Source organism: Antarctobacter heliothermus (assembly GCF_900188425.1).
Classification (GTDB): domain Bacteria; phylum Pseudomonadota; class Alphaproteobacteria; order Rhodobacterales; family Rhodobacteraceae; genus Antarctobacter; species Antarctobacter heliothermus.
Genome location: NZ_FZON01000013.1, coordinates 11,200 through 33,895 on the forward strand (window position 1 = coordinate 11,200; position 22,696 = coordinate 33,895).

Below are 22,696 nucleotides of genomic sequence, written 5' to 3' on the forward strand. Positions count from 1 at the left end.
CAGGCGAAAACTCCTAAAAATCGCCGCAATCGCCGGGCAATTGTGACGGTGGGTGGAGGCGCAAATGCATTCGGAGTCAGCAATGACCGATGACAACGCCCGCATTGGTGAAAACGATATCGCTATCGTGGGGATGGCGGCGCATCTGCCGGGGGCTGCGGATATCGCGGCCTACTGGCGGAATTTGCGTGACGGTGTGTCGTCGATCCGGCGTTTGTCCGAGGAGGATTTGCGCGCGGCGGGCGAAGACCCCGGCCTGATGCGGCACCGCGACTATGTGCCCTTTGCTGCGCCGCTGGATGATTTCGACCACTTCGACGCCGAGTTCTTTGGATTCAGTCCAAAAGAGGCGGCGATCATGGACCCCCAGCACCGCCAGTTTCTGGAATGCGCCTGGGAGGCGCTGGAGACGGCGGGGCATGTCCCGGAACGCTTTGATGGGCAAGTTGGTGTCTTTGCCGGTTGCGGCATGGGCTCGTATTTCTATTTCAACGTCTGTTCGAACCCTGATTTGGTCGAGAATACCGGCATGTTCCTGCTGCGTCATACCGGCAATGACAAGGACTTCATGACCACCCGGCTGAGCCATGTGCTGGATCTACACGGGCCGTCGATCAACCTGCAAACCGCCTGTTCAACCTCGCTGGTAGCGACGCATTATGCGGCGCAGGCGCTGCTGAACGGCGAATGCGATATGGCGCTCGCAGGCGGCGTGACCATCGAATTGCCGCAGGGGCGCGGGTATCTCTACAAGGAGAATGAGATCCTGTCGCCGGACGGCGCGTGCCACGCTTTTGACCACCGGGCACAGGGAACGGTGTTCGGCTCTGGCGCGGGGGTTGTGGTGCTGCGGCGTCTGGCGGATGCGGTGGCCGATGGCGATCACATCTGGGCGGTGATCAAGGGGTCCGCCGTCAACAACGACGGCGCGCAAAAGGCTGGATATCTCGCGCCAAGTGTCGAGGGACAGGCTACTGCCGTAGCAGAGGCGCAAGCTATAGCCGGTGTGAGCGCGGACACGGTGGACTATGTCGAATGCCACGGCACCGGCACCTATCTGGGTGATCCGATCGAGGTGGCGGCGCTGACACAGGCCTTTGGCGAAACGCCCAACGCGGTGGGTCACTGTCGCATCGGATCGGTCAAGACCAACATCGGCCATCTGGATACGGCGGCGGGTGTGGCATCCTTGATCAAGGCGTCCCTGGCCCTGCACAACCGACAGATGCCGCCCTCGCTGGGGTATGAGGCGCCGAACCCGGCGATTGATTTTGACGGTTCTCCTTTTGCGGTGAACGACCGACTGCGTGACTGGCCGCGCGCCATGCATCCGCGCCGTGCCGGGGTGAATTCATTGGGGGTTGGCGGGACAAACGCGCATGTGGTGCTGGAGGAAGCCCCGGAGCGTAGGACAAGTACCGAGTCCGACTGGCCGTTCCAGATCCTGACGGTGTCAGGGCGCAGCAAGGCGGCCTTGGACGGAAATGCCGCGCGGTTGGCCACGCATCTGCGGGCGCATCCGGAACAGGAACTGGCGGATGTTGCCTGGACCCTGAAAGAGGGACGGCGCGCGTTTGAGAAACGCCGCGTCGTTGTGGCGGGGTCGCATGAAGAGGCCGCCCGCCTGCTGGACGGGGCCGAGCCGCGGCGGGTGTTTGACCATCTGGCGCTGGACCGGCCCGAGGTCGTGTTCATGTTCCCCGGCGGTGGCGCGCAATACGCGGGCATGGCGCGCGATCTGTATGAGACAGAGCCGGTCTTTGCCGAGTGGATGGACCGGGGGCTGGATCACCTTGAGCGGATCTCTGGCGGCGCGGTCGAAGAGGGTATTTCGGCAGAAAAGAAGCCGGGGGTCCGGGAATTGTGGCTGCCCGCGCGCGGCGCGGAGGCGGTGGCGGACACCGCCCTGCTGACGCCGTCGCTGCAACTGCCGCTGATCATGATTTGCGAATACGCGCTGGCGCAGCTGTGGATCAGCTGGGGTGTGACCCCTGTGGCACTGACCGGCCATTCGATGGGGGAAAACACGGCCGCCTGCGTGGCGGGCGTGATCGGTTTTGAGGACTGCATCGGGCTGGTGCATCTGCGCGGGCGGTTGTTTGACCGCGTGCCTGCGGGCGGGATGCTGTCGGTCGGTCTGCCAGCGGATGCGTTGCGGCCCTTGTTGGGCGATGATCTGGATCTGGGCGCGGTGAACGGGCCGGAATTGTCGGTGGCCACGGGGCCGCAGGCGGCGCTGGACATCCTGCAGGCAGAGTTGGAACGGCGCGAGGTGCAAAACACCCGCATCGGGATCGACATCGCCGCGCACAGCCGGATGCTGGAGCCAGTTTTGGCCGAATTCGGGGATTACCTGCGGTCGATAGACCTGCGCGCGCCTCAGTTGCCGCTGACGTCTAACCGGACAGGTCAGTTGATGACGGCGGAGCAGGCTTGCGACCCGGACTATTGGGTGGCGCATCTGCGCGGCACGGTGTTGTTTGCCGATTGCGTGGGGGCTGTGGCGGCCGAGAACCGGGTGTTACTTGAGGTCGGTCCGGGCAAGGCGTTGTCCTCTCTGGCGCGGCAACACGGGCAGGTGACCGGCAATCAGGTGCTGTCCTCGCTGCGCCATCCGGATGAGGCGATCGCCGACGACAAGCACATGTTCGAGGTGCTGGGGCGGTTGTCCGCGCTGGGCGTGGATATCGACTGGGGTCAGATCTGGGGTGAGGGGCAGCGCAATCGCGTGGTTCTGCCGACCTATGCCTTTCAGCGCAGCCCCTATTTTATTGCACCGGGCAAAGCAGCGACTGACAGCGCGCCGAGTTTTCTGATGCGCAACGACGACCTGTCCGAATGGGGCTGGCAGCCGGTCTGGCGACCGCGGTCCGCCCCGGTTGAGGTGGATGTGGTTGACGGGCTGCATGAGGCCGCGCCTCAGGTCTGGCTGATGTTCATGGATGAGGCTGGCGTTGCAGCGCGCGCGGTCCTGCGCCTGCGCGCGGCTGGCCATACTGTGGTCGAGGTGCGCCCCGGCGATGCCTTTGCCCGTGTCGGTGAGGGCTATGTTCTGGCACCAGAGCGCGGGCGCGACGGCTATGACCTGTTGTTGCAGGATCTTGGCGCGCGCGGGATCGCGCCCACGCGGATCGGGCATTTCTGGTTGTTGACAGTAGGTCAGGGGCATCGCCCCGGATCGAGTTTCTTCCACCGGGTGCAGGAGCAGGGGTTTTACGCGCTGATGTTCCTTGCGCAGGCCATCGAGGCCGAGGGCCTGCCGCGTCCGCTACACATGACGGTCGTCACAAATGGTGCCGCGCAATTGCGCGATGAGCCGTTGCCCTATCCCGAAAAGGCGACTTTGGCGGGGCCAGCGCGGGTGATCCCGCGCGAATTGCCGGGGGTGAGCGTCTCGACGTTGGATGTACCACTGCCGATGCCGTTGGAGGCGTCTTTCTGGACGCGCGCAAAGGTCCAGACGGCCCACGAGAGCGCAATGGAGGCGCTGGCGATGCGGGTACTGGAGGAACTGGTGAGCGACCCGGCCGACCGGATTGCAGCCCTGCGCGGCGACCGGCGCTTTGAGTGTGCGATGCGGCCCGTCGCATTGCCCGAGATGCCAAGACCCAAAGACGGTGGCGTCATACTGATCACCGGCGGGTTTGGCGGAATTGGCCTGACACTGGCGCGGGATTTTGCGGCGCATGGTGCGAAACTGGTCCTTCTGACGCGCAAATCGCTGCCCGACCGTGTCGATTGGCCCGATTACCTGCGCCGCCACGCGCCGCAAGACCGCATCGCCCGGCGGATCGCCTCTGTTCAGGCGCTGGAGGCGGCGGGGGCCGAGGTCATGGTGCTGGCGGCGGACGTTTGCAATCTGGGCCAGATGCAAGAGGTGCGGCGCGTGGTCGAGGCGCGGTTCGGTGCGCTCACCGGTGTGGTTCACGGCGCAGGTGTCATTGACGATGCGCCCTTGCTGACCAAGACGCCCGCCAGTGTCGAGGACGTGTTCACTCCCAAGATCCACGGCGCGCTTGTGTTGGCAGAGGTCTTTCCCGACGGCGTGCTGGAGTGGTTGGCGCTGTTTTCGTCCTCCTCCACCGTCACAGCGCCTGCCGGACAGGTGGACTATGTCGCCGCGAACGAGTTTCTGAACGCCTTCGCCCGCGCCCGCACCGGCAAGACGCGGGTTGTGGCGATCAACTGGGGCATCTGGAATGAGGTCGGCATGGCCGCCGAGGCGGTGGCCGCGCGCGCAGGGGACCTGCCGAAACCCCCGGTCGCGCCGGTCATGCAGGAGATGCTGGCAGAGGCCACCTTTGACAACCATGGCAACCGCGTCTTCAGCGCGCGCTATTCCACGGATGATTGGTTCATCGATCAGCACCGCACCAAGGCGGGCGATGCGCTGTTGCCCGGCACCGGCTATCTGTCGCTGGCAGCGCAGGCGCTGTTGGCGCATGGCGAGGCGGGCGCGTTCGAGATCCGTGACCTGTCGTTCCTGCGGCCCTTGTGGGTGGCTGAGGGTGGCGCGCGGGATGTGCGGCTGCGGCTGCGGCGGTCGGATGAGGGCTATGGCTTTGATGTACTGGCGGATGCCACGTTGAACGGGCGGCACGGCTTTGCCCTGACGGCGCAGGGCGCGCTGTCGCTGATGCCAATGGCGCGGCCCGCGCGGCTGGATCTGGCGGCGATCCGGGCGCGTTGCCCGGCCCATGTGGACGGCGAGGGGGGCAAGCTGACTTCGGCGCAGGAGGTGCATCTGGACTTTGGCGATAGCTGGAAGGTGCTGGATGCCCGCGCGCTGGGCCACGGCGAGGGGATCGCCGATCTGTCCTTGCCCGCACATTCCGCTGCGCCAGACACGCCTTTGCACCCGGCGTTGATGGATATTGCCACCGGCTGGGCGATGGAACTGATCGCGGGCTATCAACCCTCGCACCTGTGGGTGCCAGTCCGGTATGGCCGTGTGCGGGTGCATGGGCCATTGCCTGCGCGCGTCGTGTCCTGGGTCCGCAACGCGGCCGAAAACCGCGCCGATCGTGAGACGGCGAGCTTTGACATCACGCTGTGTGACGCGGCAGGAGAGGTGCTGGTCGAGGTCACCGGCTTTACCATCCGCAAGCTGTCCAGCGCCGATGTGCTGAAGGCGGCCCCGCCGCTGACTGTTGCGGAGCTTGAACTGGACGATGCCGATACCGCGCATCCGCTGTCCGCCGCCGAGGAACGGCTGGCCCATAACCTGAGCCAGGGCATCCTGCCCGCCGAGGGGGTCGAGGCGTTTCACCGCGCACTGGCGCTGGGCGCGCGGCAGGTGGTGGTGTCGTCGATGGATCTGGACGCGCTGACGCGTCAGGCGGCGGCGTCGGTCGCCGAGGCGACAAGCGGGCAGACCTTTGACCGGCCGCAACTGGAAAGCGACTATGTGGCCCCCGAGGGTGAGATCGAGGAGCGGCTGGCCGGGTTCTGGGAGGACCTGCTGGGCGTGCAGAATGTCGGGGTGGAGGATAGTTTCTTCGACCTTGGCGGGCATTCGCTGATCGCGGTGCGCCTGTTTGCAATGGTGAAAAAGGCCTTCCGGGTGGATTTCCCGATCTCTGTCCTATTCGAGGCCCCGACCATCCGCACATGCGCGGCGCTGATCGAGGCACAGATTGGCCCCGTTGGTGCAGAGCCCGGCACCAAACCCGCGCCAGAGCGCCGGTTTACCCATCTGGTGCCGATGCACGACGGCGACGGTGGTGCGCGGCGGCCTTTCTTCCTGATCGCCGGGATGTTCGGCAATGTACTGAACCTGCGGCACCTCGCGCATCTGCTGGGTGCGGACCGGCCATTCTACGGGCTTCAGGCGCGTGGTTTGTATGGCGGTGAGGCGCCGCACGACAGTATAGAGGCGGCGGCGCGCGACTATATCGCCGAGATGCAGCAGGTGCAGCCGCAGGGGCCCTACATGATTGGCGGCTTCTCGGGTGGCGGGATCACCGCCTATGAGGTGGCGCGGCAACTGGAGGTCATGGGCGAGGATGTCTCGCTTGTGGTGATGCTGGACACGCCTTTGCCACAGCGGCGGGCGCTGTCCCGGCGCGACAGGCTGATCATCCAGTGGCATCAGGCGCGCGAAAAGGGGCCTTTGTATCCGTTTATCTGGGCGAAGAACCGCATCGCGTGGGAGATCGCCAAGCGGCGGCAGGTGGCAGAGACTGGCCCGCAACACGGATTCCACAACGCCGAGATTGAGGCCGCGTTCTACCGCGCCATCGCGGCCTATACCGTGCGGCCTTGGGACGGGCGTGTGGTGCTGTGCCGTCCGCCGCTGGTGGGCAGATGGACGGTTTCCAATGGCGCGTTGGTGAACTCTGAACGCACCTATGTAACCGATGACAACGATTGGGGCCTGATGGTGCCCGGGGTCGAGGTGCATGAAGTGCCGGGCGACCATGATAGCATGGTGCTGGAGCCGAATGTGCGGGTCTTGGCCGCGCTGATGCGGGACGCGATCGAGGGGGCAGAGGCCGCATCCAGCGGCAATGGCGAAGTGGTGGCCTTTCCCAGCCACGCGGCGGAGTGATCGGCATGGCGCGGGTTCTGGTGGTGTCCCTGAACTACAAGACAGCAGAGATGACGCTGCGGTCCATGCGCGCCGCCTTGCGGGCGATGGATGGCATGGACGCTGAATTGGTGGTGGTCGACAACGCCTCTGGCGACGGGTCGTTTGAGCGGATCTCGCAGGCGGTTTCATCCGAGGATTGGGCGCAAGGCGTGCCGATCCGGGTGGTCCAATCAGGCGTGAACGGCGGTTTCGGCGCGGGCAACAACGTGGGTATGCGGGCAGGGATGTCCGACGGCAGCGCGCCGGATTATGTGTATCTGCTCAACTCCGATGCCTTCCCCGCGCCGGATGCGATCTGGCAATTGCACGATCATCTGGAGGGCCATCCAGAGGCGGGCTTTGCCGGCAGCTATATCCACGGCGAAGAAGGTGACGCGCATGTGACGGCCTTTCGGTTTCCGTCGATCTGGTCGGAACTCGAAGGGGCGGTACGCTTTGGCCCGGTCTCGCGGCTGCTGTCGGGCAAATCCGTGCCGATTGGTGTGCCGAAGGCCACACAACGGGTCGACTGGCTGGCCGGGGCGTCGATCATGATGCGGCACAGCGTGTTGGAGGACATCGGTCTCTTCGATGAGACGTTTTTTCTGTATTTTGAGGAAACCGACCTGTGCCTGCGCGCCGCGCGGGCGGGATATGAGACACATTATGTGCGCGACAGCGAGGTCGCGCATATTGGATCGGTCTCGACCGGCATGAAAAAATGGACACGCATTCCGGGGTTCTGGCTGGACAGCCGCTGGCACTATTTTTCCAAGAACCACGGGCGGGGATACGCGGCGCTGGCAACGCTGATGCACGGGCTTGGCGGCGCGGTCTGGCGGTTGCGCGTTCTGGTGCAGGGCAAAACCCCGTCTCCCCCGCCGCACTTTCTGCGGGATCTGCTGGCACATGATCTCAAGGCGCTGTTCCGGCCTCTGCCGGGAAAGCACAAGGCGGCCCCCCAAAGGGTACGGGTCGCGGCTGAACTGGAAACGGAGTGAACAAGATGGGTTTTTCCTGCGTCGTCTGGGGCAATGAATCGCTGTTGGTGCACTGCGCCGAGATGGCGCGCGCGCGTGGCAACACTGTTCTTGCCGTTGTGACCGACAGCGCCGAGGTGCGTCGGTGGGCCGAAGGGGCAGGCCTGCAGGTTGAGGCGCCGGGGCAGGACCTGGCAGCGCGGTTGCCGGGCGGATTTGACTGGCTGTTGTCCATCGCGAACCTGTCGATCATTCCCGAGGACGTTTTGGCCCTGCCCACCAGGGGGGCCGTAAACTTTCACGACGGACCGCTGCCGCGCCACGCCGGTGTGAACGCGCCGATCTGGGCGTTGATTGAGGGCGAAACACGGCACGGTATCACCTGGCACCTGATCGAGGGCGGCGTGGACAAGGGTGATATTCTGCTACAGGCGGCGTTCGACGTGACGGGGCAAGACAGCGCGCTGACCTTGAATGCCCGCGCCTATGAGGCGGCGCTGGGGTCGTTTCCCGCGCTGCTGGACCAGCTTGAATGCGGCGATCTGCGCCGGGTCAAACAGGACTTGTCACTGCGCAGCTATCACGCATTGGCCAAGCGGCCCGCTGGCTTTGGCCTGCTGGATTTCGGGCGCCCTGCGGTGGAACTGGAACGGCTGGTCCGCGCGCTGGATCACGGCGGTTACTGGAACCCGCTTTGCGTGCCAAAGATCCGCGCACGAGGGGCCATCTGGCTGGTGGGCCATGCCCGTTTGGCAGAGGCACACGCCGCGCCGGGCACCGTGCTGGAGGTTGGCAAGGATCATCTGACAGTGGCTTGCGGCGAACATGCGCTGGTGCTGTCGGCGCTGACGCGCCTGTGCGGCGCGCCTGTGGGCGCTGATCAGATCGGTGCCGTGGGGGATGTTCTGGACCTGCAGGATGCGGAAAGCTGGGCTGCAATCGACGCGGAGATGGGCAAGGTCGCCCGCCATGAAGGCCGAATGCGCAGCGCCATGGCGTCCTTGCAGCCCGCCGAGTTGAGCGGGTTGGAGGCTGGCACGACCACATTGAACACCCGCACGTTGAACGTGCCTGATGGCGACGTCGGCGTTGCGCTGGTGTCCCGTTGGGCGGACCGTTTGGCCGGGCAGGGCGCGGATCTGGCCTGGGCCGACGGTGCGCTGGTGCAGATGGCGATGGGCGGGTTGATCCTGCCCTGGGCCCCGCTGCGCGCGCGACACGCGATGGCGACGGATCTTTTTGCCCGCGCCCCAGAGCTGAATTGGCCAGATGTGCCACAGATTGGTGTCGCCGTGGATGGCGCGGGCCATGTGCCCGGCACCGTGGTGACGGTGATCTTTGGCGACGAGGTCCAGTTCAGCTATGATGAAGGACGGTTGCCGCCTGCCTTTGCGGAACTTCTGGCCGCACGGCTGGAACTGATGGTGGTCGCGCCGGAACAGACTTTGCCCGATCATGAACGCGATCTGGTGCTGAACCGCTGGAACGCGACAGAGACGGCGCATGACCGCACCCTGACCATGCACCGTGCATTTGAGCGCCAGGCGGCGCGCACGCCGGACGCTGTTGCGCTGATCTTTGAAAACCAGAGTCTCACGTATGCTGATCTGAACGTCCGCGCCAATCAGGCCGCGCATGTGTTGCGCGACATGGGCGTGACAAAGGGGCAGGTCGTGGGCCTGTGCTGCCGCCGGTCGATTGACCTGATGGTCGGCGCGCTGGCGATCCTCAAGGCCGGCGGGGCCTATTTGCCGATGGACCCCGGCTATCCGGCGGACCGCCTGCAGCATTTTGTTCAGGACAGCGGCGCGGGCGTGATCGTGACGCAGGCATCGGTGGAGCCATTCTTGCCCCGCCACACAGCCCAAGTCTTGGTTCTGGACGCTGAGCCGCGACTGGCATCGCAGCCCACGGGCAACCTGCCCGACACCAGCGGGCCAGCGGACCTTGCCTATCTGATCTATACCAGCGGATCGACCGGCAAACCCAAGGGCGTGATGGTCGAACATCGCAATGTCTGCAACTTTTACACCGGGATGGATGCCCATATCCCGCATGACGGCGGGACGTGGCTGGCGGTGACGTCGCTGTCATTCGACATCTCTGTGCTGGAACTGTTCTGGACCACGGCGCGCGGGCTGACCGTGGTGCTGACTGGCGATGAGGATCGCGGGTTGATTTCGAACGGGCCGATGCCGCGCGGCAATGGCATGGAGTTTTCGCTGTACTACTGGGGCAATGATGACGGCGCGGGCCGGGACAAATACGCCCTGCTTCTGGAGGGCGCGCAGTTTGCGGACGAACACGGCTTTGTCGCGGTCTGGACGCCGGAACGGCACTTTCACGCCTTTGGTGGCCCTTACCCGAACCCTTCGGTCACGGGGGCGGCGGTTGCGGGTGTGACCAAGAATATCGGTGTGCGCGGCGGGTCGGTCGTGGCCCCTTTGCACCATCCTGCGCGCATCGCCGAGGAATGGGCGGTGATCGACAACCTGACCAACGGGCGCGCGGGCATGGCGATTGCCAGCGGTTGGCAGCCGGACGATTTTGTCCTGCGCCCGGAAAACACCCCGCCAGAGAACAAACCCGCCATGATGCGCGATCTGGATATCGTGCGAAAGCTGTGGCGCGGTGAGGCGGTCGGTTTTCCGCGTCAGGACGGCACGGTGCATGAGGTGGTGACGCAGCCGCGTCCGGTGTCCAAGGAACTGCCGGTCTGGGTCACAACTGCGGGCAATCCCAAGACTTGGCAGGAGGCGGGGCAGGCGGGCTGCAACGTGCTGACCCACCTACTGGGTCAGACGGTCGAGGAAGTGGGCGAAAAGATCAAACTGTACCACGCGGCCTTGCGTGAGGCGGGGCATGATCCGGCGCAGTTTACCGTGACGCTGATGCTGCACACCTTCCTCAGCGACAGCCGCGAGCACGCCCGCGAAATTGCCCGCGAACCGATGAAGGACTACCTGCGCTCTGCCGCCGGGCTGATCAAGCAATACGCCTGGGCCTTTCCGGCCTTCAAACGGCCAGAAGGCGCGTCAAATGCCTTTGACTTGCAGTTGGACGGGTTGGAGCCGGATGAGCTGGAGGCGATCCTGGATTTCGCGTTTGAGCGGTATTTCAACGATAGCGGCCTGTTTGGCACGGTCGAGGATGCGATGGCGCGAACGGAGCAGGTGCAGGCAATCGGCGTGACGGAAATCGCGTGCCTGATCGACTACGGCATCGACCGTGAGACGGTCATGGCGGGGCTGCACCCCCTCGCCGAGGTGGTCGCCCAAACGGCTGGCCCGGCAGACCTGGCCGACGATGATTTCAGTATCGCGGCGCAGATCGTGCGCCACGGGGTGACGCATCTGCAATGCACGCCGTCGATGGCGCGGATGATCGCGATGAACGACGAGGCGCGCTTTGCGTTGAAGGGCGTTCAGCATGTGTACCTTGGCGGTGAGCCGTTGCCGGGTGCCTTGGTCGAAGAGTTCTCTCAGATCACGGATGCGACCGTGACCAACATGTACGGACCGACGGAAACGACGATCTGGTCCTCTAGCACGCAGGCCGCACCGGGGGAGGCAGTGGTCAATATCGGCACACCGCTGGCCAATCAGCAGCTCTACGTCCTGGATGAGACGCGCCAGCCTGTGGGCGTTGGTCAGGAAGGCGAGCTGTGGATTGGCGGTGAGGGTGTGACGCGTGGCTATTGGCAACGGCCTGATTTGACAGCGGAAAAGTTTACCGCCAACCCGTTTCATCCGGGTCAGATGTACAGCACAGGCGATCTGGTGCGGCGGCGCGTGGATGGCAAGATCGACTTTGTCGGACGGGTGGATCATCAGGTCAAACTGCGCGGTCACCGGATCGAACTGGGAGAGATCGAAGCCTGCCTTGAGGCGCTGGACGGCGTGTCGCAAGGGGTGGTGATTGCGCGTGAGGACACGCCGGGTGACGTGCGGTTGGTGGGCTATTTCACCGGCGCGGTGAAACCGGAGGCCGCGCTGAAGGCGGCGATGGCGCGGGATTTGCCCAGCTTTATGGTGCCGGGGCGGTTTGTGCATCTGGACGCCTTCCCACTGACACCAAACAAAAAAATCGACCGCAAGGCGCTGCCCGCGCCGCAGGCGGTACAGGCGAAACCTGTGTCTGTTTCGGTGGCCGCGCCGACAGGTTCCGGTGACGCGCACCAGGTTGAGGCTGCGATTGCCGCGATCTGGCAACGTACCTTGGGTGTCAGTGCTACGGGGCGTGACAATTTCTTTGACCTTGGCGGACATTCGCTGCTGGCAGTGCAGGCGCATCGCGCCATCCGTGAGGAACTGGGGGCGGTGAAGCTGTCGATCACCGACATCTTCCGGTTTCCGGTGCTGGCCGATCTGGCTGATCGGGTTGCCGGGTTGGTCGACGGGCTGGTTGACGGGCCCGTTTTGGCGAAATCCGCTGCAACCGCCCCTGTGGAAACAGCGACCCGCGCCCAATCGCGCAGCGACGCGATGGCCCGCCGCCGTGAAATGCGCGCGCGTCGCCGGGCCTGACACGATGCGGGCTGCACAGCTAGACCTGTTGATCCGCCGGATCGGTGGCCTTCGTGGGCTGGCGTGGGGTGTTGCGGACTTCGGCGAGGATGACCTGTTCCCCGAGGAAGCCGCCGTGATGACCCGCGCGTGCCCTGCCCGCCGGGCAGAGTTTGCCGCTGGGCGCCAGGCGGCCCGCCGCGCCATGGCGCGGCTGGGTTTGGACCCCACGCCGATCCCGATGGGGCCGGACCGCGCGCCGGTCTGGCCGGATGGCATTGTCGGCAGTATCAGCCATGCGCAGGGATTGTGCCTGGCGGTCGTGGCCCGCGCGCGGGACGTTCTCAGCCTGGGGGTCGACGTTGAAGGGGATGCCCCCCTGACCGCCGAGCTGATTCCCGAAATCTGCCTGCCCGAAGAACTGGCTTTGCTGCCAGACGCCGCCCGCCCGGCGCTGGCCACGCGGTTGTTTTCGGCCAAGGAGGCCGCCTACAAGGCGCACTATCCCTTGGCGAGCCATGTATTCGGATTTCATGGGCTTGCGGTTGATCTGACAGAGGGCCGCGCGCGGTTTACCGATCATCCGGAAGTTGCCGCAATTCCGCCCGAATCGCGCATGGATCTTCCCCTGCGCCAGGCGACAGGTGGCGGGTTGATCCTGTCGCTGTGCGCCACTCCCGCACGCGCACCGTCACACTAAGCCACAATTGCGCCGCATTTGCCCGGTGTATCCCTGTATCCTGCTGAAAATGAGGCGAAAATGTGACCGTGGTTCCCGTCTGGGACACGCAGTGTTTCCAGCATTTGCGCGGCAAGCTCATGGCAAAATTTAGGCAACTTCGATAGATTGAGGCCAGAAGATGACTTTGTTGGGCCGTGTGGCCCGGAGAGTTGTCTCCGCGCCGGGGGCGGTTTTGCGGGAGTTTTTGAGATGATGCAGTTTCAGTCGATCGGCGAAGTTCTGGTGGCCTTGCGGCGCCGCGCCCTTTTGATTCTTGTGGTGACCTTTCTTGGCTGTCTTGGCTCGCTGTATTACGCGCTGGGTCAGTCCAAGGTTTATGAGGCCACTGCCGTGGTCCAGATCGAGGACGCGCAGGTGCCAGACCAATTGGCCGGGGCGCTGGCCACCAACACCGACGCCGCCCGCCGCATTCGGCTGATCGAACAGCGGCTGATGGCACGCGACAACCTTGTACGGGTGATGGAAAAGCATGTGCTGTTCGCCGACAATCCGGCGATGACAATGACCGAGCGTGTGGGAAGGATGCGCGACGCGGTGCGCATTCAGCAACTGGTCAGCCAGGCGCAGACCTTCGCGCCGGGTGGCAATGCGCCTTCGGGTCTGATGATCACGGTACGGCTGGACGATCCGCAAAAGGCGGCGGATGTGGCCAACGAATTGATGCAGCTTGTGATCGACCAATCGCGCACACGCAGCGTCAGCCGGGCGCGCGACACCTTTGACTTTTTCGCCGCCGAAGAGGTTCGTGTCGGGGCCGAAATTGAGGGTCTTGAGGGCCGGATGGCCGCGTTCAAACGCCAAAATGCCGAGCAACTGCCCTCGGGGGTGGCGGATCTGCGGGCGCAACTCACCGGGTTGCGCGCCACGGATCTGGACCTGGACCAGCAGATTCTGACCATCGAAACCGCCAGCGACCGGACGCGGGACGACGTGCGGCTGCGCCAGATCGCGGCGTTGCAGGAGCAAAAGGCGCTGATTGCCTCGCGCATTGCCGAGATCGAAAAACTGATCCTGGGCGCGCCCGAGGTCGAACGAGAGTTCAACCGGCTGGAACGCGAGATGACCATGCTGCGCGAACAATACGAGGTGATCACCCGGCGCAAGGCCGAGGCGGAACTGGGTCAGATGCTGGAGGACCGTCAGGCAACCGACAGGTTCGAAGCGCTGGAAACCGCCCTGCCGCCCGAATTTTCCGTTTCGCGCAGCCGTAAAAAGCTGGCCCTTATGGGCGGCGTGGCCAGCGTGCTGGTCGGTCTTGCGGTGGCCTTTGTGGTCGAGACGATGAACCCGGTGATCCGATCGGCGGCACAGATGGAACGGATTCTGGGTATTCAACCGGTTGTCGCCATCCCGGTGGTGGCCACCCGGCAGGATCGCAGCCGCGGTGGGCTGAAGCTGATGGCAAAACTACTGGCGATCTTTGCCCTTGCCGGGTTGGGCCTGCGGCTGATCTGGGAACGTTCGCCGGTGCTTGCCGGGTTTGCGGAACGGTTCCTGCCCCGTGCGATCCGCCAATAACGGCGGCTGCGGAGGCCGGACCTAGTAGGTGTAGCGGCTGATGTCGGTGCCTTCGGCCATGTTCAGGACCATGCCCAGAATCGGCATGGAGTCGCCAAGGCGGCGCTCGACCTCGGAGATTTCGCTTTCGGTTGTCAGGCCGCCGCCAACCACCAGCAGCACGCCGTCAAACAGCGGTCTGGCAGCAATCACATCGTCGTAGAACAGCGCCGGCGGCAGGTCGAACAGGACCACATCCGGGGCAAACTGCTCTTCGATCGCGCTGAGCGTTTCCGCGCTGCGCGGGTCTTGTAGCAGTTCCGAGGCATAGGCCTCGGGGCGGTCGTTCAGCGCAAAGGCGATATTGCGTCCGGCGTTGATCGGGTTGCGGCCCATGCGGTGCAAATGCGTCTCTGGCGGGATCATGCCGCGCAACATGTCCCCCACCGATCCCGGCGAGTCGACGCCCAGAACGCGGTGCAGGCTGGGCCTGCGCATATCGAGATCCATCAGCAACGTGCGGCAATTTTCCTGTCGTGACAGGCTGATGGCCAGATTGGCGGCGGTAAAGGTCTTGCCGCAGTCCTTGCCTGGCGAGGTGATCGCCACACGCCGCCAGCCGTTTTCCGACAGGGCTTGCAACAGTCGGGTGCGCAACACGTCAAACGCGCCATGCGCCGGATCCTCACGCGTGGCGGTGATGATCCGGTTGCGGGCAAGATGTGCCTTCTCAACCGTCAATTCGGGCAACACAGACCAGGCGGTTTCGACATCCGCGACGGGTTGTGCGGTGGGTGTCACGGGCGCTGGTGCGGGGTCCGGGGCCGGTTCGGCGCGGCGCGTGACAGGGATCATGTCGGTCAGCGGCAAGACAGGCGCAGGGGCCTGCTGCGCCTTGCGCCGAGCGTCTTCCTCGACGCGCCGCACCTCTGCGTCGCGCGCCTCGGCGTCGGCCTTGCGTTGCGCTGCTTCGGCCAGGCGCTTGGCCTCTGCCTCCGCGGCGCGTTGGTGTTCATCAGCCAGCCTTTTGGCCTTGGCCATTTCGGCGTCGCGCAGCGCGGATGCGGCACGGTCCTCGGCATCGCGCTCGGCCCGCGCGCGCCGCGCGGCCTCTTTGGCGGCGCGTTTTTCGGCCTGTTGCCGAATTTCTGCGGCGTCTTGCGCCGCCTTTGTCGCCTCCTGACGGGTTCTGGCCTCTTCTGCCTCGCGGTGCTGGCGCTCACGCTCTTGCCGTTCGGCGTCTTCACTGGCTTTCAGAGCGTCGGCTGCGCGTTGTTCGCGGGCAGCCTTGACCCGGCGCAGTGCCTCAACTTGGGCGCGTTCCTCAAACTCGGCCTTGCGACGTGCCTTTTCCTCGGATTTTGCCTGTTCGGCGGCTTTGGCGATGCGCTGTGCCTCTGCCTCTGCCCGCAGGCGTGCGGCTTCTTGCGATGCCGCCTTGACGGCGGCGTAAGGCGATGCGGCATCCGCCGCGGGGTGGGGGGCCGTGGCCGAAGTGCGTTTGCGTTTGAATTTCGGGCTGTCCATCATGTTCATGCCCCATGCTCCGCGACGTGCCAGATGCCGCCGCTGTTCTGCGCCGCTGCCTGACCTTTTCCCTTGTCCCGGTTCATGACCCGATCTGACCCCATCTGCATGGCCACTGATCCCGAACGGAACCCGGCTTGCCGCCTCTTAAATCAGCCAATTCTGGCCAGAATAAGGTGGATTTGTCTGTATTGTTCACCAACCGAAAGCGATTTGGCGTTGCACCCTAGAAGCCAAAGAGATTGGCCTTTGTGATCGCCTTTTCAACAAAGCGCGCTTTTTCGTGTTCCGGCTGCCAGCCCAGATCCTGTTTGGCGCGGCTGTTGTCGAAGGGTGAAAAATGAGCCCGGCTTTGCCAGTCGGCGCGCGACGGGCGAATGACGCCCTTTTTGCGCAGGGCATGTTTCTTGAGCAGGTATTTCACCGAGTCCGAGGCGTAAAACGCGGTCAGATTGCCCGGGACAACCCGAATCTTGGCGCCCAATGCCTGATGAATGGCGTTGAAATAGCCGCGCGCTGACAGCATGGGTTCCCCGACGAGGTTAAAGCTTTGGCCCACCACTGGCGCGTCGATCATCCGCACCAGCCCGTCGACCACGTCGTCGATCAGCACAAACGGCAAGATGTTGCGCCCATGCCCCCAGATGCGCACCGCGCCCGCGCCATGCCAGCGCCCGATACCCCAATGCTGCAGTGGGCCGCCTTTGCCCACGACGATGCCGGGCCGCGCAATGACCAGCGGGAGGCCACGTTTGTGGTGCAATTCCAACAGCTTGCGTTCGCATTCCGCCTTGGATCGGGCGTACAGGTTGCGATCGGTCATATCCTCGGCAAATCCTGTGTCCTCGGTGATCTGAACGTTCGGGTCGGACATGTCATAGCTGGCGATGGTGCCGGTGTAGATCAACCGTTTCACGCCCGCCTGTTCCGCCGCCATGGCGATGCGCAGGGCCACGCCGACGTCGTTTTTCAGGCAGTCGGCCCATGTGTCGTCCAGCGATTTGGCAAGGTTGAACACCACCTCGATGCCCTGCATCGCCGCTGTCAGCGCGTCGAGATCGTGGAGCGAGGCAGAGACGGTTTCGACACTATCAGGCAGATCGGGGAAGGGGCCGGTTCTGCCCCGCGACAGTACGCGCACATCGCGCCCGTCCGCCACCAGCCGCCGGGTCAGCGCCCGACCGATAAACCCGGTGCCGCCGATGACCAAGGCGGTCGGTTTCGGCGTGCGGGTCTGCACGGCAGGGGCAGTGGTTTGTAGCACCTCCTCGGGCAGTTTCGCGATGATCGCGTCGATGGTGCGCATGACGGCAACGGCGCTGTGACCGGAAAACCGGGGATCCTGCGGTTTACCCTCGGCCAGCGCGCCATAAATCGCGGCGGTCATGCCGCGAAAGCTGAGGCCATAGGGATTGCGCGTGTTGAGCGACCTGAACTGCGTAAAGGCGTTGGAAAATCCCTCGACCAGGCGCTGATGGGCCAGCTCGCGCTGCTTCCTGAGCGGATTTGCCACCAGATCGGCCGCGTTTTCCCGTTCGACCACCAATACGTCTTGCGCATAGTCCAGCCGCGCGCGCGCCGACGATCCGCGCAGCGTGACGGAGCGGTCGTCGATCGTCTCGACCATGGCGATATTGAACGTGATCTCGACATGACCGGCGCGGGCGAGGATGCGAAAGCTTTGTGGGCGCGGATCATCGCCGGGCAACATCACGGGATGCGCGGCCTGCGCGTGCAGGATGTCTACCTCGCCGAACAGGTCGTGGGCAAAGGCCACCAGATGCGGCCCCAGTTCCAGCAGCAGGTTCTGCGGGCGGCGCAGCAGCCAAAGATTGAATGGACCGGACCTCAGCGGGGCCAGTGGCAACGACCAGGTGATCTCTGCGCCAGAGATGCGGCCATAGTCGCCGGCCTGCATCGCGGCCTTCATCCGGGTGTAGGAGGGCAGGCCCAGAAAGTTGTGTCCGGCGTGGAAACGTCGGCCCGAGGCATCGGCGGCGGCAAGGATTTCTGCGGTCTCATCGTCGGATTCAGCCACAGGCTTTTCCACAAGCACATGCAAACCATCCACAAGGCACTGAGTCGCGATATCCTTATGTATATTTGGCGGCGTCAAGATATGGACAGCGTCACAGGCCTTCGAATCAATCAACTGCTGCACAGTTGTGAACACCCGCGCGCCAAGTGGATCGGCGATTGCGCGGGCGGCAGAATCGCTCAGGTCACAGACGGCGGTGATCTGCACATTCGGCGTGGCGCGCAGGGCGTCGGCGTGCCAGTTGGCGATGTATCCGGCCCCGATCAGGCCGACGCGAATAGGGGTGGGCATCTCTAAGACCTCATTTGTATTCAATAATCCGCATGTCGGCACCAGACAGGCGCCGGGCGTGAAATGTCGTCATGCCGATCAGGTTCGGGAATTTGGACAGGGTCAACAGGATCGCCAATCTGCGGGCGCGGCGTGGTGGCACGCCATCGGCGCGCAGTCCGCGCACGGACCGCAGATTGCTGACAAGATAGAGCGCCACAACCCCAAGGCTAAGTACAGGTGTGGTAAAAAGACCAAAGACAAACAAAACGGGCAGGAGCAGGCCAAAAACCAGTACGCGGCGGCGTTCAGTGCGAAAATACTCCGGGTGCAAGTGCCCGACCTGGGCAAACCCGTGCCCGGTGCGCACCGCGCGGCGCCACCATTGGGCAAAGGTGGTCATGGCGGCGTCATGGCGGGTCATTGCCAGCGGCAGGCGTTCCAGTCGCCAGCCCGCCTTGCGTAGACGTGTGCAGAACTCATCATCCTCGGCGGCGATCACGCGGGGGTTCATGCCGCCGATCTCTGCCCATGCCTTGGCGCGCACCATCATGTCCCCGCCACAAGCGAGGATCTGCCCGGCGGGACGGTGCCATTCCCAGTCGCAAATCGCGTTGTAGACAGAGGCATCCGGGTGCATTTCCGCGCGCCACCCCGTCACCAACCCCAACTCTGGATGTGTCTCCAGATGCGCGCGCGCGGCGTCCAGATAGCCGGGCACAAGGCTGCAATCACCATCGATGAACTGCACGATCTGCGGATCGTCCAGTGCGTCGAACCCCGCATTGCGGGCGCGCGCGGCGGTGAACGGCACCGACATGTCCAGCGCAACAACCGTTGCTCCACTCTTGCGCGCCTCAACCATGCTATCATCGGTCGAGCCAGAGTCGACATAGACCACCTGCCGCGCCTGCCCGATGACAGAGGCCAGCGCGGCCTTCAGGCGGTCGCCTTCGTTGCGGCCAATCAGGACGACATCCACGGGTGTGCCAGTCATAGGCGCGTCCATCGGGGTTGCCGCCCTGCGGTATATTCCTGAAACAGCCATGACAGTTTCTTCGCCTCGGTGGCGATATCAAAGTCGGCCTTTACGGTTTCCTGCCCTGCCTCACCCATCTGGGCGCGCAATTCAGGGCTGTCGATCAGCGTGTTGATCGCGGCGTATAGTGCGGTCTCATTGCCCGGCGGCACCAGCAGGCCGTTGTAGGCATGTTTCACCAATTCCGGCACCCCGGCGATGCGGGTGGTGATGACGGGTAGGCCAGCGGCCATCGCCTCCATCAACACGACGGGCAGGCCCTCGGCAAAACTGGGCAGGATGAAAATGTCGGCCTCTGACAGAATATCGGCCACCTCGGACTGGCTGCGGTAGCCGGTGAATGTGACGGGCAATCCCTCTGCCTGCTGCTCCAGCGCGGCGCGGTCGGGGCCGTCGCCTACAATGGTCAGGTGTAGGGCCGGCGGGTCGTCAAAGGCGCGGTGCGGGTCGTCGGTGGGGGGGGGCTGTTGCAGGCGGCGCATGGCATTCAGCAACAGCGGCACGCCTTTGACCCCGGCCAGACGGCCCACAAAAACCAGGTCGGTTACCCACTTTTCCGCGCGGTCGGTGGGGGGGTAGCGGTCAGGTTCTACCCCGCAGTGCACGATGTGAAAGCGGTCCCAATGCGCCTGATCGGCGAAACACATCAGTTGTGAGCGACAGAAATCGCTGATGCAGACGACAAAGCTGGCGCGCGCCGCCTTTTCGTCGATCCGCCAATGGTGCGGCTCAAAGAAGATGTCCGGCCCGTGGATGGTAAAGCTGTAGGGGATGCCCGACAGCGCACTGGCCAGCATCGCCACGGTACAGGACGCCTTGGCGATGTGGTTGTGCAGGTGGTCGACGTCGTTGTCTGCCAGATGCGCGGCCAGCACCCCGGCCTCAAGGAAATAGATCAGGTTGTACAGCCGCCCCTTGAGGCCCTTGGGTGCGGTGGTCCACGCCAGTTTAAGCGCGCTCAGATAGCGACGCGGCGCGCGCATCCAGCGCAGGTGGGCGCGGGCCAGCCGTATGGGGGATTTGCAGGCCTCCAGCACCTTGAAGGTGCGGGCATGTTCGGCGCGTTGTTCGGAGCCGACAAGGTGTTCCGCCCCGGTGGTTCGGATCGAACAGGTCTCGACCTCATGCCCAAGGGTGCGCAGGGCGGCGACCTCACGCTGGATGAAGGTGTCAGAGGCGCGGGGATATTCGCCGGTCAGATAGGCCAGTTTTGGCAGCGTCATGGGCTGTTGTCCCCCAACGTGCGGGCCAGCATCCCCTCAAATGTGTCGGTGTCCTCACCGCCCAATGCGCTGCGCAGGGCGGTGTTCGGCCACGTCAGCGGCATCAGGCGGGCGCGGGCGGTAGGTTCACGCAGCAGGCCGGGCAGGTGGGGCGACAGCGGTTTCAGCAGGCGAACACCGGCCATCCAGACGCGGTAGGGAACCGGCAGGGTCAGCCGTGGCCAGCCGGTCATCCGCTGATGCGCGCGCAAGAAGCGGGCGCGCGTGGGTCGGTCATCGTCCAGCACGTTCAGGACCGGTGTGCCTTGCGGAGCGCGCATCGCCGCCTCGACCAATGCCCAGGCGGTGTGGGAAACATGGGTCAGCGGCAGTTCCCCGCCCGAGTTGATCTGGACATGCAGCTTGGAGGCCCAAAACCCAAGCAGCGCGTTCCATGTCCGTCCCGAACCCCAGACCGCGCCGGGGCGCAGGATCCACAGCGGCACGCCAGAGGCGCGGCACATCAGTTCCTGACGCCGCTTGGCTCCGGCATAGGCATCGCGGGGATGATCGGGATCGTCCAGCGGCGCGGTTTCGTCCAGCGCCGCGCCGGGGGCGATTTGCGCCGTGTCATAGACCGCGATGGAGGAGACAAGGACCAGCCGCGCGCCGCTGTCTGCCATCGTGTCCAGCAGGGTCTGCGTGCCGCGCAGTGTATCCTGCGCATGGCTGGCGGCGTCGCCGCCAAGGTGCGCGGCGGCGTGGATCACGGCCTGTACCCGTGCTGTGGCGTTGCGCAGCGGTGCGGTGGCGGCGGGGTCTGACAGGTCACCCTGCAACGCGTGGATGCCGGGGTCATTGGCCCATTGCGCCAAGGGCGCGCGGCGATACAGGGCGATCACCTCAACCCCGCGCGCCCGCGCCTCTGCCACGCAGGCGCTACCGACAAAGCCATTGGCGCCGGTGATCAGGATGCGGGTCACGTCGCCAGTGTTTTTTGGCTCCGGTTTCACGTCGCGCAGACTATTTGTCCCCGGTTTCACGTCGCCCATGGCATCGGCTCCATCCGGTCACAGGTGGTGGTCATGTGCTGCGCGCCACTGGTTTCCCCCGCGTTCTGGATTGCCAGTGTGACCTCTGTCAGGTGCAGGGCAAAATCGTTGGACAGGCGACAGGGACGGCTGTCGCGCAGCGCCTCCAGCACCTCGACAGGGCCGAGCATGAAATTCATCGCCGCAGCACCCCAGCGTTTGACCTTGGGGTGGGTGGGTTGCTTCAAGCGGACCCTTTGCGGAAACGGGTGCTCCATCAATCGGCGGCGCAGGGTGATGCGTCGGGCAAACCGGACCTTGGCCGTATTGTCCCACGCCGCCTTGCAGCTGAGCACCCCCTTGTCGCCGACGATGCGGATGCCGTGGCCATGCGGGGCCACGATGGAACAGGTTAGCCGCGTCACCGGGCCATTGTCAAAGAACAGCGTCGCAGTGGAAAAATCCGGCGCAAAGGGGCCAGTGCCCTCTTTTTCCGGGATCGTGGCAGCCGAGGTCGCAACCACCGTGCGCACCGGCCCGAACCAAGAGATCAGCCATGTCAGGTAATAGCCCGCGTGTTCCAGTGTGCAGCCCACCCGGAACTCATCCTCATAGGGCCACGGCGCACCGGACTCTGTCAGCCATTTGTCATAGGCGGCTTGCGGGACAAAACCATCGTCAAGCTCGGCATAGATCAGGCGCGGGGTGCCTGCGGTGCCGTTGCGCAGCGCGTGGCCAAGGGTCTGCGCCGCCTCACCCAGCGCCGAACAGGGGGCAGAGGCCAGCATCAGCCCCTTGTCTGCAGCCAGCGCGTGCAGGGCCTTTGCATCCGCCAGCGTCATCGCCAGGGGTTTTTCCGAATAGACGTGGCGGCCAGCGTCAAGACAGGCTTTCGACGTCTCGAAATGCTCTGCCGGGTTGGTCAGGTTCAGCACCAGCGCGTCTGGCGCTTGCGCCAGCAGGGCGGCCAACCCGTCTCGCGCGGGCACGTTCCAGTGCGAGCAAAAGGCGGCAAGCCGCGCGGCGTCCCGGTCCCAGACACCTGCAACCTCAACCCCCGGCGTGGCCCGCAAGGAGCGCATGTATAGGTCCGCGACAAAGCCACAGCCCAGCAGAACGACCTGTTCTGCCGCGCGGCTGTCCGCCCCTGCGCTGTTCGGTTTCACTGTACCACCCATGGCCCACCCTTGGTTATGGTCTTACTGGCAGGAAAACATGGCTACAATTCGACGTGGACCGGCAAATTGCGGCAGTGCGGCACCAGTTGTTTCGAAACTTGCGATGTGTGCTGTAA

11 protein-coding genes are annotated in these 22,696 nt (G+C 64.5%); 5 read left to right on the forward strand and 6 right to left on the reverse strand.

What is annotated here, in order from left to right:
* Positions 1–82: 82 nt before the first annotated feature.
* From CHB90_RS08880 to CHB90_RS08900, 5 genes are all read left to right on the forward strand, one after another.
* Positions 83–6,550: a type I polyketide synthase gene (locus CHB90_RS08880; protein ID WP_089277515.1), complete on the forward strand. Its 6,468-nt coding sequence runs from the start codon at positions 83–85 to the stop codon at positions 6,548–6,550.
* Between the two features lie 5 nt (positions 6,551–6,555).
* Positions 6,556–7,572 carry a glycosyltransferase family 2 protein gene (locus CHB90_RS08885; RefSeq protein WP_089277516.1) on the forward strand — a complete coding sequence of 339 codons (1,017 nt, stop codon included), beginning with the start codon at positions 6,556–6,558 and terminating at the stop codon, positions 7,570–7,572.
* A 5-nt stretch (positions 7,573–7,577) separates the two neighbouring features.
* Complete coding sequence (locus CHB90_RS08890; protein ID WP_089277517.1) at positions 7,578–12,077, forward strand: MupA/Atu3671 family FMN-dependent luciferase-like monooxygenase; 4,500 nt, start codon at positions 7,578–7,580, stop codon at positions 12,075–12,077.
* Positions 12,049–12,756 (forward strand): 4'-phosphopantetheinyl transferase family protein, encoded by a 708-nt coding sequence (locus CHB90_RS08895; protein WP_089277518.1) that lies wholly within the window; start codon positions 12,049–12,051, stop codon positions 12,754–12,756. Before CHB90_RS08890 ends, CHB90_RS08895 begins: the two co-directional genes overlap by 29 nt.
* A 231-nt stretch (positions 12,757–12,987) precedes the next feature.
* Complete coding sequence (locus CHB90_RS08900) at positions 12,988–14,316, forward strand: GumC family protein (RefSeq protein WP_089277519.1); 1,329 nt, start codon at positions 12,988–12,990, stop codon at positions 14,314–14,316.
* 21 nt (positions 14,317–14,337) lie between these two features.
* Here the strand turns inward: CHB90_RS08900 and CHB90_RS08905 are convergent, their stop codons facing one another.
* From CHB90_RS08905 to CHB90_RS08930, 6 genes are all read right to left on the reverse strand, one after another.
* Positions 14,338–15,831: a CpsD/CapB family tyrosine-protein kinase gene (locus CHB90_RS08905; protein WP_245823206.1), complete on the reverse strand. Its 1,494-nt coding sequence runs from the start codon at positions 15,829–15,831 to the stop codon at positions 14,338–14,340.
* 217 nt (positions 15,832–16,048) lie between these two features.
* On the reverse strand, positions 16,049–18,151 hold the full coding sequence (locus CHB90_RS08910; protein ID WP_089277520.1) for an NAD-dependent epimerase/dehydratase family protein: 2,103 nt from the start codon (positions 18,149–18,151) through the stop codon (positions 16,049–16,051).
* A 10-nt stretch (positions 18,152–18,161) separates the two neighbouring features.
* On the reverse strand, positions 18,162–19,127 hold the full coding sequence (locus tag CHB90_RS08915; protein ID WP_089277594.1) for a glycosyltransferase family 2 protein: 966 nt from the start codon (positions 19,125–19,127) through the stop codon (positions 18,162–18,164).
* Positions 19,124–20,392, reverse strand: coding sequence for a glycosyltransferase family 4 protein (locus tag CHB90_RS08920; RefSeq protein ID WP_089277521.1), 1,269 nt, complete (start codon positions 20,390–20,392; stop codon positions 19,124–19,126). The genes CHB90_RS08915 and CHB90_RS08920 overlap by 4 nt, the downstream gene beginning before the upstream one ends.
* Positions 20,389–21,423 carry an NAD-dependent epimerase/dehydratase family protein gene (locus CHB90_RS08925; RefSeq protein WP_089277522.1) on the reverse strand — a complete coding sequence of 345 codons (1,035 nt, stop codon included), beginning with the start codon at positions 21,421–21,423 and terminating at the stop codon, positions 20,389–20,391. The genes CHB90_RS08920 and CHB90_RS08925 overlap by 4 nt, the downstream gene beginning before the upstream one ends.
* Positions 21,411–22,580: a Gfo/Idh/MocA family protein gene (locus tag CHB90_RS08930; protein WP_089277523.1), complete on the reverse strand. Its 1,170-nt coding sequence runs from the start codon at positions 22,578–22,580 to the stop codon at positions 21,411–21,413. Before CHB90_RS08930 ends, CHB90_RS08925 begins: the two co-directional genes overlap by 13 nt.
* Between the last annotated feature and the right edge of the window lie 116 nt (positions 22,581–22,696).